The organism is Gordonia abscondita (assembly GCF_032711245.1).
GTDB lineage: Bacteria > Actinomycetota > Actinomycetes > Mycobacteriales > Mycobacteriaceae > Gordonia.
Window position 1 is genome coordinate 1,770,694 of record NZ_CP128986.1, and the last position, 12,571, is coordinate 1,783,264.

Consider the following 12,571-nt stretch of genomic DNA (forward strand, 5'->3'; position numbering starts at 1 on the left):
ATGGCCAAGACCACCACGAAGACTCTGCCGATCCGGGAACGGATCCGCGCCGCCAACACCGACCTCGTCGACGCACAAGCATTGCGCGAACGTCTTCTGGGCTGGAATCCGCAGCGCACCGAAAACGTCGATGACCAGTACCGGGCACGATTGACCGCCGGAGCAGACCCCGCCACCCTGCTCGACGATTACATCGAAGCGAAGGGCCGGGAGAACCTCGCCGGTCAGTTCGGTCTCATCGTCCGAGATGTTCTGCAACGCGTCACCGACCAACGAGACTATGAACGCGCCTTCGTCGACACCGCCCTCGACATGTGCCGCGACGAACTCGACACGATCATGGCGCGTGTCGACAGCAACCGCGACCTCATCGCCCGACATGAGACCGCCGAGACCGCAGCACGCAACGGCGACCTCGAAGCATGGCAGACCGTCGAAGGCCTGCTCGACGACTACGACCAACTGACCGCCGAATACCGGCGCCAAATCCGCCTCGCCGACAGCAGCCTGCACGGACCACTCATCGGCTCCGCGCAATGCCGCGACTTCCTCGACGTCAGCAGCTACTGGATGCACCAACGGCGGGTCACCTCGATCCTCGAGGATTATCCCGATCACACCATCCGAGCATGGTTCCGCGGCCTACCCAACACCGGCGGCCACAGTCGCGCCGAATGGATCCTCACCGTCGCCGACCACCAGCCGTGGATGCCCGACGCCGACGAGCTCCGCCAGGCCACCACGATCGCCGAGCAACTCTGCCGACACAGGTGGAACAGCGGCAACGCGGGAGCCGACCGACAGTTCTTCGCCGCGAACATGGCGAACCTCCGCCACATCACCCACGACGAGCCGCTGCCCGAACAGAAACCCCGAGCGCGACGAGTCGCATAACCGATCAGTCGACGATGGCCTCGACCAGACACCCACACGTGTTCGGTCGAGGCCATCGGCATCTACCCAGGAGAAAACCAATGGCATGGACCAATGGCAACAGCAGAACCTCCACACCCGCATGGCGCGCGATCCGCAAGCAAGTCATCGCCCGCGACGGCAACAGGTGCGTCGACTGTGGCGTCCACGGCGACGACGTGCGCCTCGAATGCGACCACATCGTGCCCGTAGCCGAAGGAGGAACCGACACCCTCGAGAATGCCCGGATGCTCTGCACCACCTGTCATGCCGTCAAGACCCGAGCCGAAAGCAACCGCGGCCGCGCACGCCGAGCAGCACGAGGACACCGACCACCCGAAAAACACCCCGGACTCCTCTGAACTCACCCAGGGGGACGGACCGGTCAGCACCAACCGCCAGCCACGTCTGTCATAGACGTTGTGCTCGCGTACGGGTCTGGGGGATTCAGGCCTCTCCGTCCGGAAAAAACACCCAGGGGCCCATGCCCCGAAAGCACTCTTCCCCCGCACTCTCTGGCATTGGCAGAATCTCTCTCCACGTTTTTTCCACACACCCCACCCAGGTGGGCCGGTCGAGTCTTCGGGCCGCCCCTCAGGCCATAGGCACGCACCCTCCCCCCGTCTCTTATACACCTCTCACGCTGCCGCCCACCCCTTCCCTCTAGATCCCTGCACTCCCCCCATCCTCCTAACCAACCAGGGCCCCATTGCCCGCTCGTTCTGACGGCCTGTTATTTCAAGGCTGAAGCGGGGGGGAACCCTGCACCTCTGAGGGTACGTCCAGCGGCGACGTTGGTCTAGACGAGAGTGCAGGGCCCCCGCTCGTTCTGACGGCCGGTTATTTAGCGGCTGGAACGGGACTGCCGAGCGAGCGCTACGCCGTCTCTAGTTCATCCTCGCGCAGCAGGACGTGAATCTCTTCATCGGCACCAGGGATCTCAATGTTGACCGCAACGCGGCCTGCGCGCATCCCGGTGACGACCCCGGAGACCTGTCGGGTCCCGTAGCGGGCAACCACCATGCGACCGGGCTTGAACGAAGATCGCCGCCTCATCACCATGCCTCCCGTCACCATCCTGTGCCTGTCAACGCTACCAAATACGCTTCAAGCACAGCGTCCATACTCGTCGCAGCGGTGTTGACGCTTGACTTCCAAGTCCGCCAAGTTTTCAGGGTCAGGGGATGGTCGTGCTCAACCTTGTCGATCTTGGCGATGTCGCTATGGGCGATCCCGTTTCGCAGTTCGTTCAGGTTCGTCAAAGTCTTCTGCCACTTCGGCGCCTTAGTTGGGTAGCGCTGCTTCAACTCGGGCCACAGCTGGATCCCAAGCTTGCCGAAGTCATCTCCCAGGTTGCCAGGGTTCGCGTTACCTCGGTCTAGCTTCCGGTTGCTTGTGAGGGCCGTCAGGATTATGGGGATCTGGGGACCAACGCCGTTCGCGGCGAGACTGTCTACGACGCGGACCGCCGCCTCGTCGTGCAGATCCCGGCAGTAGCCCTGAAACTGGCTCGCCAGCGCCGTGAACAGGCCCAAGTTGTAGTGGCGGGTGTTCCACTGCCGACCTGGTCTGTTCTTGGTGACTTGACCATGAATTGTGTCAAGGCTCGACAGCGCGGACAGCCGCGTGTTTGTCCAATCGTCGAGCGCGTCAGATGGCATAGGGCAGACTTTAGGGCCCCGCCTAAGGAGCCGTAGAAGAGCCTCGGATTTACGGTCCGTTGGACTGCGGTCTCAGAATGACCGAGAGTGACGACGACTGGATTGAGGACGTGCCGCCGGTCGAGGTACCGGTGGACGTGCTGGCACGGATCGATCACCGCAGACGAACTAAAGGCTCGCAGTCCGCAGTCAGTCCGCAGCACTCCAGCTAGCCGCCCGCACCTACCAACGACTGCAGCCCTCTGAACTGGCGGTATTCAGTTCTCCCAACATGGTCAACAATCACAAACGCCCAGGACGTCGAGTTCGGGACGAAGAGGTCGTGGGTTCGAATCCCGCCACCCCGACGCTAGGTTGAGATAGCAGAAGAGGCCCTCACCGGGAGAGATCCGGGTGAGGGCCTCCTCGTATGCGGTGGACGGTCTTGGGGCGCCATGCATCGCCGCGGTGTCCGATTCGCGAGTCGTGCGCAAGTCGGAGCCGGGTCGAGGTCGCCGAGAAAAGGGAGCCAAGGCTAGCATTACTAGCTATGGATATGAGCAAGGCAGTCGCGCCCGTCCCGGCAGCGATCGGCAGCCCGTCCTCCGTCCGAGATGCTCAGGAATTCGCGGCGATCGGCACCTTCCCCGATGACACGCGACTGGCGGCCCACTCGATAGCATCCGGCTACGGCGGGAAGCCGATCATCGGTGACCTCGACCTCGACGTGCCGACCGGCGTCATCACCACGATCATCGGACCCAACGGCTGCGGAAAGTCCACCCTGCTGCGCACTCTGGCTCGCCTGATCAAGCCGTCGTCGGGTTCGGTTGTGCTCGACGGCAAGGACATCGCCGAGTACCGCACCAAAGAGGTCGCAACCAAGCTCGGCCTGCTACCGCAGTCACCGATCGCGCCCGAGGGCCTGACCGTCGCCGACCTCGTCGCGCGCGGCAGACACCCGCACCAGAGTTGGATGCGGCAGTGGTCGTCGGAGGACGACGAGATCGTCGACGCAGTGCTCGCCCAGACTGGAATCCGAGACCTCGCGGACCGCACCGTGGACTCGCTGTCCGGCGGACAGCGGCAGCGCGTATGGATCTCGATGACGCTCGCGCAAGGCACCGACATGATCCTGCTCGACGAGCCGACCACCTTCCTCGACCTGTCGCACGCGCTCGACGTCCTCGACCTCGTCGACGACCTCCACGAGGAAGGCCGCACCGTCCTCATGGTGCTGCACGACCTCAACCTCGCAGTCCGCTACAGCGACAACCTCGTCGCGATGAAGGACGGTGCCGTTATCGCACAGGGGCCGCCGTCGAAGGTGATCACCGAGGAACTCCTCCACGACGTGTTCGGTCTCCGGTCACGTGTCGTCGACGACCCCGTCAGCGACCGACCCATGATCGTGCCGATCGGACGCAGTCACACCAACGTGTGACCGCGTGTCCAGGTAGCCCTAGACGGGCACGCCCTGGAGGCTGGGGAGTTGCAGATCGATGTCGGCGTCATGGCCGCCATCGGAGACGGGCGTCAAGGTCAAGAGCGTCGCCTCAGGCCGACAGCTGAAACGGGCCGGCGCGTACGGCGACGTGCCTAGGCCCGCACTCACGTGCAGAGCCATCTCGGCACCCCATCGGGACAAGCCCTTCACGCGTGACCGGTCGATGTGACAATTCGTGACCACCGCGCCATATCCAGGGACACAGAGCTGTCCGCCGTGCGTGTGGCCCGCCATCACCAGGTCGTAGCCGTCATCGGCGAACGAGTCCAAGACGCGTGGCTCCGGCGAATGAGTCAGACCCAGGCGCAGTTGGGCGAGTGGATTCGGGCGCCCCTCGATCGTCTCGTACCGGTCCCGTTCGATGTGCGGGTCGTCAACGCCCGCAGCCGCGATGCGTACACCGGACGCCTCGATCTCGCGGATCGTGTGCGTCGCGTCAAGCCAGCCTCGTTCAATGAAGGCCGCGCGCAGGTCCTGCCACGGCAACGGCTCGCCGTGCGTCCTCTTGTGGTCCTTCTTGAAGTACTTGAACGGGTTCTTGGGCTTCGGCCCGAAGTAGTCGTTCGACCCGAACACGAACAGGCCCGGCCGCGACAAAAGTCCGCTGAGCGCCTGAACCACAGCCGGGACAGCATTAGGGTGCGCCAGATTGTCGCCTGTGTTGATCACCAGGTCGGGTTCGAGCGAATCGAGTTCGGAGATCCACGCCTGCTTGAGGTGCTGGTGCGGCGTCATATGGATATCGCTGATATGCAGCACCCGCAGCGGCGACGATCCGGCTTCCAACAGCGGGGCGCTCACATGGCGTAACGCGAACGCGTTGCGTTCGATCACCGTCGAATAGAGCAGACCCGCCGCCGCGGCACCTGCCGCGCCGACGGACAGTCGTGCCAGGCTCGTCGCGGAGATGCCTGTGTCGGAAGCAGAATCCATGTCATCCAAGATAGCGCTGTCCGCCACGACGGCGCTGCCCGCCGTAGATCTCAGGTCACTCGTCAGGGACTTCGATCACCACGGGCCCCACGCCGGGCACCTCGACAGTCTTCTGCGTCGAGCCGGTCCTTCCGGCACCGTCGTTCTTCTCCGATCCGCGCCCATTGCTCACGTACATGGCGATGGTGCTGCCGGGCATCGCGCTGTCGGACGGAGCGGTGAACACCACGGTGCCCTTGGGACGTCCGCTGTCGACCTCCAACTCGTTCACCTTGAACCCCGCCTCTTGCAGGCGTGACGTCGCCTGGCTGGCAGGTAAGCCGCTCACGTTCGGGATCCGTCCACGATCGCTACCGACCACGTACGACGGATCCTTCGGCGGCATCGCGACCGGACCGAACTTGGTTGCGACAGGCTTCACGGCGTTGAACCAGGTGCGGGCCGGCTCGAAACCGCCGTAGACGTCGCCGTCGTAGCACTGACGCAGCGGCGCCGTGCAGATGCCGGTCGGGGTCGGACCGTCGTTGTACACGTACGACGCGGCCGCCAGCTGATTGGTGAACCCGACGAACGCTGCCGACCGGTGTGCCTCCGTGGTTCCCGTCTTTCCCGACAACGGGAGCGACCAGCCGGTCGACGCGGCAGCGGCCGCTGACGTGCCGTTTCCGCGGTCGTCCTCGCTCATCGCATTCGCCAGGGTGTGGGCGAGACCCGAGTCGACTACTTGCTCGCAAGCGGGCGGCGTGAACGGCACCGGAGCCAGCGCCGGATTGCCGTTCTCATCCATCACCCGGTTGCCGTATTTATCGCGCTTCACCTGTTGGATCGACTGGATCGGGTTCGGCGGGCACCAGACGCCGCCGGACGCCAGCGTCGCCGCGACATTCGACAGTTCGAGCGCGTTGACCGCGAACGGGCCGAGCGTGAACGAACCGAAGTTGCCCTTCTTGATGTACTCGGCGAGGCTCTGATCGCCATTGCCGGACGATCCGGGGGAGTTGTACGAACGGAGCCCCAGCCGCACCGCCATGTCGACGGCAGGCTTCACGCCGACCTGCTGGAGCAGCTGGACGAACGTAGTGTTCGGCGACGTCGCGAGAGCCTGCGTCACCGACACGCTCGGCGCGTACGCGCCCGCATTCTTGACGCAGTACGCGTTGACGGGACAGCCGTTGAGACCGTTGCTGTCGCCCATCCCGTAGAGGGCGACACTCGACGGGACGGGGAGTACCGCATCGGTGCCCATTCCCTTCTCCATCGCGGCAGCCGTCGTGAACAGTTTGAAGACCGAACCCGCGCCGTCGCCGACCATCGAGAACGGCTGCGGCTGCACAGTCTGGTCCTTCGCCGCGTCGAGTCCGTAGTCGCGGCTGGACACCATCGACACCACATCGTGCGACTGCCTGCCCGGGCGGACCAGGCTCATCACATTGGCGATACCGGTGGTGTGTGGGTTCGCCTGCGCCTTGGCCGAGCGCAGTGCCGACTCCTGCACCTGCGGGTCGAGGGTGGTGCGGATGACGTAGCCGCCGCGCATCACCGTCTGGCGGGAGATGCCGTTGTCGGCGAGATACTGCAGGACGTAGTCGCAGAAGAAGCCGTCGTTGCCCGCGCCGATGCAGCCCTGGACGGGAGTGCGGGGGGAGGGCAGGACGCCGAGCGGTTTCGTCTTAGCCTCCGTCAGCTCGGCCCTTCGCTCCGGGAAGTTGCCGATCATCGTGTCGAGCACGGTGTTGCGGCGCTTGGTGGTCGCCTCAGGATCGGTGTACGGGTTGAGCGCCGAACTCGACTGGACCATGCCTGCGAGCATCGCTGCCTGCTCGACCGTCAGTTCCTTCGCCGAATGGCCGAAGTACGTCTGTGCCGCGGCTTCGATGCCGTACGCGTTGTTACCGAACGGGACGACGTTCAGGTAACGGGTGATGACCTGCTTCTTCGCGTCTTGCTTGGCAGCGGCGTCGTCGAGTCCCTGTTCGCGTTTGGCTTGATCGGCGAGCGTCTGCTCCAACGTCAGCGCCATCCGGACCTCGCGCAGCTTGCGGGCGGGCGTCGTCTCGATGGCTGCCTGCCGTTCGGCCTCGGTCCGCGCCAACACCAGCAGTTGGTAGTTCTTGATGTACTGCTGGTCGAGCGTCGACGCACCCTGCTGCACTTCGCCCGACGACGAGTTCTTCAACGCCGCGCGGATCGTGCCGCGCCAGTCCACGCCGTCGTGCTCGAGGAAACGGCGGTCCTCGATCGAGATGATCGCACGGACCATGTCCTGGGAGATGTCGTTATAGCCGACCTGGTACCGGTACTGGTCGAACAGGGTGGCGATGGGTTTGCCCGCAGCGTCAGTGACCGTCGTGACTTCGGGGACGGTGCCACTGAGCAGTTCCGACGAACTGTTCTCCATCGTTGCGGCGGCCCGGTTGGTCAGCACCCCGAACCCGCCTGCGACGGGGAAGAGGAGGCCGGCCACTAGGACGCCCGCCATGACACAGGCTACGGCCAGGCCGACTAGGTTCGATGTCTTCCGCACGGTCGCCAGGATACGTGTGAATGCAATCTCATCGCGGTAGCGACCTGGCTGATCGACCCTTCGATACCTTCCGCTCGCCGATCCGACTTGATTTGCGATAGGGGTCTCAATAGTGTGATGGACGTGAGGTACCCCACAAATAAGTGATTTGTAGGGTGGATTCACTGAAGAGATCTTATGCGCGTGCCGAGCGCCGGTTCGTGTCGATGGGTTTGTGAAAGGTGGGATCGCGCAATGACTCTCGCACCGTTGCCGTCCGGAGATACTGACACTCGACTGACGTGGGTCTCGCTAGCGCGCTGTCGCGGCGGGAACCCGGACGACCTGTTCGTCCGAGGGGCTGCGCAGCGCAAGGCTGCGACGATCTGCAGACATTGCCCGGTGCAGATGGAGTGCGGTGCCGACGCACTCGACAACCGGGTCGAATTCGGCGTGTGGGGTGGCATGACCGAACGCCAACGTCGCGCGCTGCTCCGCCAGCACCCGGAGGTCACCTCCTGGGCGGCGTTTTTCGAAGCGCAGCGTCGCAGGCAGCGGATCGGTGCCGTCCCCGACACCAATAACTGACGTGAGAGGCCCGGCGCTGATGCGCCGGGCCTTTTCTGGCTGACCGGGTCTTAGCCGCGGCTGATGATCTGCTCGGCCACCGCGCGGAGCGCGTCCGAATCGGCCACTTCGAACGGCAACGCCGGTACTCCGACGGTCGGGACGCTCGGGTGCGACGACGTGAACCGTTGCAGCAGATGGAGTTCGCGTTTAGCCATGGTGGCGCGATCGACGTGCACCTGTAGGACTCCGCGCGTCAGGTCGTCGTCGACCGTGCTCAACACGGCTTCGACAGCAGGTGTCGGCAACGACGTCAGATTCGGATGTGTGCGGTTCACGATCAGGCCGGCCAACGGCATCGTGTCCTTTGACAAGCGGTCGACGAAGAATGACGCTTCCCGAAGTGCGTCGGCCTCCGGAGCAGCCACCACGACGAACTGCGTGCCCGGACGCTTCAGGAGCGAATAGGTTCGTTCGGCGCGTTCGGAGAACCCACCGAACATCGAGTCCAATGACTGTACGAAGGTCGCGACGTCGCGGAGAATGTCGCCACCGACGATCGTCGAGATGCCGCGCATCGCGATGCCCATCGCGCCAGTCACCACGCGGCCAACACCGCGTCCGCCGCCGACGAGCATCTTCATCAGCCGGCCCGACAGGAACGATCCGAGACGTTGCGGTGCGTCGAGGAAGTCGAGGGCGTTCCGCGACGGGGGAGTATCGACGATGATGAGGTCCCACCGGTCCTCGTCGAGGAGCCTGCCCAGCTTCTCCATCGCCATATATTCCTGAGTGCCGGAGAACGACGATGCGACAGTCTGGTAAAAAGCGTTGTTCATGATCGCTTCCGCGCGATCAGGTGTCGAATGCTCGACGACCATGTCGTCGAAGGTGCGGCGCATGTCGAGCATCATCGCGTCGAGCGACCCGCCCGCTGCCGCCGCGCTCGCGATCGGAACCGGCTGCGGCTCGTTGGTTAGTTCGCTGACGCCGAGTGACTGCGCGAGACGACGCGCCGGATCGATCGTCAGGACGGCCACGTTGCGGCCGCTCTCGGCGGCGTGCAGCGCCATCGACGCGGCCGTCGTCGTCTTGCCGACGCCGCCGGAGCCGCAGCAGATGACCACGCGAGTATTCGGGTCGGCGAGCACCGCACCCATCTTCAGGTCAGGCATTCAGGCTCCCGCTTTCTTCAGCACGTCGACGAGTTCGTACACGCCGCCCAGATCCATCCCCTGATCGATGGTCGGCAAGGAGATCTGTGGGGCGTCGACATCGTCGAGTTCGGCGTGCGCCACCTGCTGGGCTTGGACGCGTGAGGCGTAGTCGATCGACTCGGTCAGCAGCCCGGCGAGATCGTCGTCGGTGAACGCGACCCCCGCATCGGTCAACGTCGAGCGAACCTGGTCGGCGTCGATCCGTCCTTCGGCGATCGCGTCGAGCTGGTCGTCGGGGAGGTGCGCGGTTTCGACACGGTTGATGATGATCGAACCGATGTTCAAGCCTTTGGCGCGCAGTTCGTCGACGGCTTCGACGGTCTCCTGGATCGGCATCGCCTCGAGGAGGGTACACAGGTGAACCATGGTGTCGGCCGAGTGCAGGAGCGTTGCGACGCCTTCGCTCTGCTTGCGGATCGGGCCGGACTTGGCGAGGTCCCGCATCGCGGAGGTGACGTCGAGGAAGTTACCGATGCGTCCGGTCGGCGGCGCGTCGACGACGATCGAATCGTAGAGGCGGTGCCCCTTCTTATCGAGGGCGATGACACGTTCCTTCACCTTGCCGGTGATCACGACGTCGCGCAGGCCCGGTGCGACCGTCGTGACGAAGTCGATCGCGCCGACACGTTTGATCGCGCGGCCGGCGAACCCGAGGTTGTAGAACATGTCGAGGTACTCGAGCAGTGCGTGCTCGATCTGCAGGGCGAGCGCCCACACCGAACCGCCACCCTCAAGCGTCGCGACCTGAGTGTCAACCGGCGGCAGCGGCTGAGTGTCGAAGAGCTGCGCGATGCCCTGGCGCTCTTCGCATTCGACGAGGAGGACACGCTGGCCCCGCGAGGCCAACGTCAACGCGAGCGCGGCGGCGACTGTCGTTTTGCCGGTTCCGCCCTTGCCCGACACGAAATGCAGTCGTGCCTGGCGGGCCTGATCGGACCACTGCCTCGTGGGACCGTCCGTCACATGTTTCTCGACCACGCCGTTCACCTTATCGGCCTCGCCGACGTGACAGTTCGTTAACCGATAAGGTGAGCGACATGACAGCACCGACTTCCTGGGAATACGTGACAGTTCCGCTGCTCACGCACGCGACCAAACAGATCCTGGACCAGTGGGGATCGGACGGATGGGAGCTCGTCAGCGTGCTTCCCGGTCCGACCGGTGAACAGCATGTCGCGTACCTGAAACGCCCGAAAGGCTGACGGCTGTGAGCGGACAGTGGACCGCCCGATTGGCGGAACTCGGCATCACCTTGCCTGACGTGGTCGCGCCCGTCGGCAGTTACACACCCGCGCTGCGTGTCGGCGACGTCGTCTACACATCAGGCCAGTTGCCGGTGGTCGACGGTGTTCTCGACGTCACCGGCAAGGTTTCGGAGGGCGCGGAGGGCGTCGTCCGACCTGACGTGGCGAACACGGCGGCGCGTCAGTGCGCGTTGAACGCGTTGGCCGCCGTGCACGCCGAAGTCGGTATCGATGCGGTGGTGCGCATAGTCAAAGTGGTCGGCTTCGTCGCCTCGGCGAACGGATTCACCGGCCAGCCCGGCGTCATCAACGGAGCGTCCGACCTGATTGGCGAGATCTTCGGCGACGCCGGAGTCCACGCGAGGTCGGCCGTCGGCGTCGCCGAACTCCCGCTCGGTGCGCCCGTAGAGGTCGAGCTGGTCGTCCAGGTTCGGTGAGCGAGGAGATGGCCGCCGCCGAACTCACCCATCCCGCCTACGGGCGGGCTCGCCAGGTGACTCCGTTCGCGTCGGTCGTCCTGTGTGAGAACCCCGGCATGATGACGCTCGACGGAACCAACACGTGGATTCTGCGAGCACCCGGAGCGCAGCGCTCCGTCGTCGTCGACCCGGGACCGCGTAAGCATCGTGAGCATTTGACGAATGTGCTCGACGAGGCGGGCGAGGTGGAGCTGACGCTCTTCACGCACCGCCACGACGATCACGTGGGTGCCCTCAAACGATTCCGGAAGATGACCGAGGCTCCGACACGCGCCTACTCGTCGGACTTCTCGTTCGATGCGCCGCGGCTGACCGACCGTGAAGTGATCGAAGCTGCCGGGTTGCGGATAACCGTCATGCATACACCTGGACACACTTTCGACTCGACCAGCTTTCTAGTCGAGTGCGACGGACAGCGCGCCGTTCTCACCGGGGACACAGTCCTCGGGTCAGGGACGACGGTCCTCGACCCGGAAGACGGGACGCTCGGCGACTACTTCCATTCGCTGAATCGGTTGATCGTTGAGGCGTCTGACGTCACGATGCTGCCCGGCCACGGTCCGGACCACGCCGAACTCGGTCCGGTCGCGCGCTTTTACAAGCAGCACCGTGAGGAGCGGCTTGAGCAGATCCGCGAGGCCCTCAGTGAACTCGGAAAGTCGCCGCACGAGGTGAAGCCGATGAAGGTCGTCAAGACCGTGTACGCGGACGTCGACGAGGAGTTGTGGCCGGCAGCCAAGATGAGCGTGAAAGCGCAACTGGAGTATCTGCGGACCCTCTGACCGCTGCTGCCGGATCGACGAAACGCACTCAGCCCGGCGGACTGCCCACCGTATCGGTGGGCGATCCGCCGGGCTGAGTAGTACAGCTGTTAGCCGCCGGTCAGCGGGCTCGTCGCGCGAGTCGCTCCGAGTCGGCGATGAGGACGCTCTTGCCCTCGAGTCGCAGCCAACCCCGCTGGGCGAAGTCGGCGAGTGCCTTATTCACCGTCTCGCGCGATGCGCCGACGAGCTGCGCGATCTCTTCCTGAGTCAGGTCGTGGGTGACGCGCAGCGCGCCGCCCTCCTGCGTGCCGAAGCGCTGCGCCAACTGGAGCAACTGCTTGGCGACGCGACCGGGGACGTCCGTGAAGATCAGGTCGGCGAGGTTGTTGTTGGTCCGTCGCAGACGGCGCGCGAGGACTCGCAGCAGCTGCTCGGCGATCTCCGGACGGTCCTTGATCCACTTCTTGAGGGCGTCACGGTCCATGGTGACGGCGCGGACCTCGGTGACCGTTGTGGCCGACGACGTGCGCGGGCCCGGATCGAAGATCGAGAGTTCGCCGAACATGTCGGACGGACCCATGATTGTCAGCAGATTTTCGCGGCCGTCCGGCGAACGCCGGCCCAGTTTGACCTTGCCCGAGAGGATGATGAACAGTCGGTCGCCCGGCTCCCCCTCGTGGAAGATCACATGACCGCGAGGGAACTCGACCGGCTGCAACTCTTTTGCGAGTGCAGCTACAGCCGTGGGCTCAACCCCCTGGAAAATGCCTGCCCTGGCGAGTACTTCTTCCACCTAAAGAACCTC

At 64.5% G+C, this 12,571-nt stretch carries 14 protein-coding genes; 7 read left to right on the forward strand and 7 right to left on the reverse strand.

The annotated features are described in order from the left end of the window. Both MP11Mi_RS08270 and MP11Mi_RS08275 read left to right on the forward strand, forming a co-directional pair. The gene (locus MP11Mi_RS08270) at positions 1 to 894 is read left to right on the forward strand and encodes a hypothetical protein (protein ID WP_420041807.1); all 894 of its coding nucleotides are present in this window, start codon (positions 1 to 3) and stop codon (positions 892 to 894) included. Between the two features lie 80 nt (positions 895 to 974). Then, positions 975 to 1,274: an HNH endonuclease gene (locus MP11Mi_RS08275; RefSeq protein ID WP_420041808.1), complete on the forward strand. Its 300-nt coding sequence runs from the start codon at positions 975 to 977 to the stop codon at positions 1,272 to 1,274. A gap of 514 nt (positions 1,275 to 1,788) precedes the next feature. Here the strand turns inward: MP11Mi_RS08275 and MP11Mi_RS08280 are convergent. Further along, the gene (locus MP11Mi_RS08280; RefSeq protein WP_420041809.1) at positions 1,789 to 1,968 is read right to left on the reverse strand and encodes a hypothetical protein; all 180 of its coding nucleotides are present in this window, start codon (positions 1,966 to 1,968) and stop codon (positions 1,789 to 1,791) included. 14 nt (positions 1,969 to 1,982) lie between these two features. Further along, on the reverse strand, positions 1,983 to 2,573 hold the full coding sequence (locus tag MP11Mi_RS08285; protein WP_420041810.1) for a hypothetical protein: 591 nt from the start codon (positions 2,571 to 2,573) through the stop codon (positions 1,983 to 1,985). 529 nt (positions 2,574 to 3,102) lie between these two features. On the opposite strand from MP11Mi_RS08285, the gene MP11Mi_RS08290 reads away from it, so the two are divergent. Continuing rightward, positions 3,103 to 3,996, forward strand: a complete 894-nt coding sequence (locus MP11Mi_RS08290; protein WP_420041811.1) for an ABC transporter ATP-binding protein — start codon at positions 3,103 to 3,105, stop codon at positions 3,994 to 3,996. 18 nt (positions 3,997 to 4,014) lie between these two features. Here the strand turns inward: MP11Mi_RS08290 and MP11Mi_RS08295 are convergent, their stop codons facing one another. Beyond that, positions 4,015 to 4,992 carry a metallophosphoesterase gene (locus tag MP11Mi_RS08295; RefSeq protein WP_420041812.1) on the reverse strand — a complete coding sequence of 326 codons (978 nt, stop codon included), beginning with the start codon at positions 4,990 to 4,992 and terminating at the stop codon, positions 4,015 to 4,017. 55 nt (positions 4,993 to 5,047) lie between these two features. Next, positions 5,048 to 7,471 (reverse strand): penicillin-binding protein, encoded by a 2,424-nt coding sequence (locus tag MP11Mi_RS08300; protein WP_420042043.1) that lies wholly within the window; start codon positions 7,469 to 7,471, stop codon positions 5,048 to 5,050. Positions 7,472 to 7,750: 279 nt separating this feature from the next. Here MP11Mi_RS08300 and MP11Mi_RS08305 point away from each other — a divergent pair, with 279 nt between their 5' ends. Beyond that, positions 7,751 to 8,083 (forward strand): WhiB family transcriptional regulator, encoded by a 333-nt coding sequence (locus MP11Mi_RS08305; RefSeq protein WP_236997938.1) that lies wholly within the window; start codon positions 7,751 to 7,753, stop codon positions 8,081 to 8,083. Between the two features lie 50 nt (positions 8,084 to 8,133). On the opposite strand, the gene MP11Mi_RS08310 is transcribed toward MP11Mi_RS08305, so the two are convergent. Both MP11Mi_RS08310 and MP11Mi_RS08315 read right to left on the reverse strand, forming a co-directional pair. Further along, on the reverse strand, positions 8,134 to 9,237 hold the full coding sequence (locus MP11Mi_RS08310; protein WP_420041813.1) for an ArsA family ATPase: 1,104 nt from the start codon (positions 9,235 to 9,237) through the stop codon (positions 8,134 to 8,136). Further along, positions 9,238 to 10,266 carry an ArsA-related P-loop ATPase gene (locus MP11Mi_RS08315; protein WP_420712855.1) on the reverse strand — a complete coding sequence of 343 codons (1,029 nt, stop codon included), beginning with the start codon at positions 10,264 to 10,266 and terminating at the stop codon, positions 9,238 to 9,240. A 50-nt stretch (positions 10,267 to 10,316) separates the two neighbouring features. Here MP11Mi_RS08315 and MP11Mi_RS08320 point away from each other — a divergent pair, with 50 nt between their 5' ends. The 3 genes from MP11Mi_RS08320 to MP11Mi_RS08330 are packed head-to-tail and all read left to right on the forward strand — an operon-like array spanning position 10,317 to position 11,784. Beyond that, positions 10,317 to 10,481 carry a DUF4177 domain-containing protein gene (locus MP11Mi_RS08320; RefSeq protein WP_420041815.1) on the forward strand — a complete coding sequence of 55 codons (165 nt, stop codon included), beginning with the start codon at positions 10,317 to 10,319 and terminating at the stop codon, positions 10,479 to 10,481. A 5-nt stretch (positions 10,482 to 10,486) separates the two neighbouring features. Beyond that, positions 10,487 to 10,960, forward strand: coding sequence for a RidA family protein (locus tag MP11Mi_RS08325; protein WP_420041816.1), 474 nt, complete (start codon positions 10,487 to 10,489; stop codon positions 10,958 to 10,960). An 8-nt stretch (positions 10,961 to 10,968) separates the two neighbouring features. Next, positions 10,969 to 11,784 carry an MBL fold metallo-hydrolase gene (locus tag MP11Mi_RS08330; RefSeq protein ID WP_420042044.1) on the forward strand — a complete coding sequence of 272 codons (816 nt, stop codon included), beginning with the start codon at positions 10,969 to 10,971 and terminating at the stop codon, positions 11,782 to 11,784. A 100-nt stretch (positions 11,785 to 11,884) separates the two neighbouring features. On the opposite strand, the gene MP11Mi_RS08335 is transcribed toward MP11Mi_RS08330, so the two are convergent. Further along, the gene (locus MP11Mi_RS08335) at positions 11,885 to 12,559 is read right to left on the reverse strand and encodes a Crp/Fnr family transcriptional regulator (RefSeq protein WP_183369883.1); all 675 of its coding nucleotides are present in this window, start codon (positions 12,557 to 12,559) and stop codon (positions 11,885 to 11,887) included. Between the last annotated feature and the right edge of the window lie 12 nt (positions 12,560 to 12,571).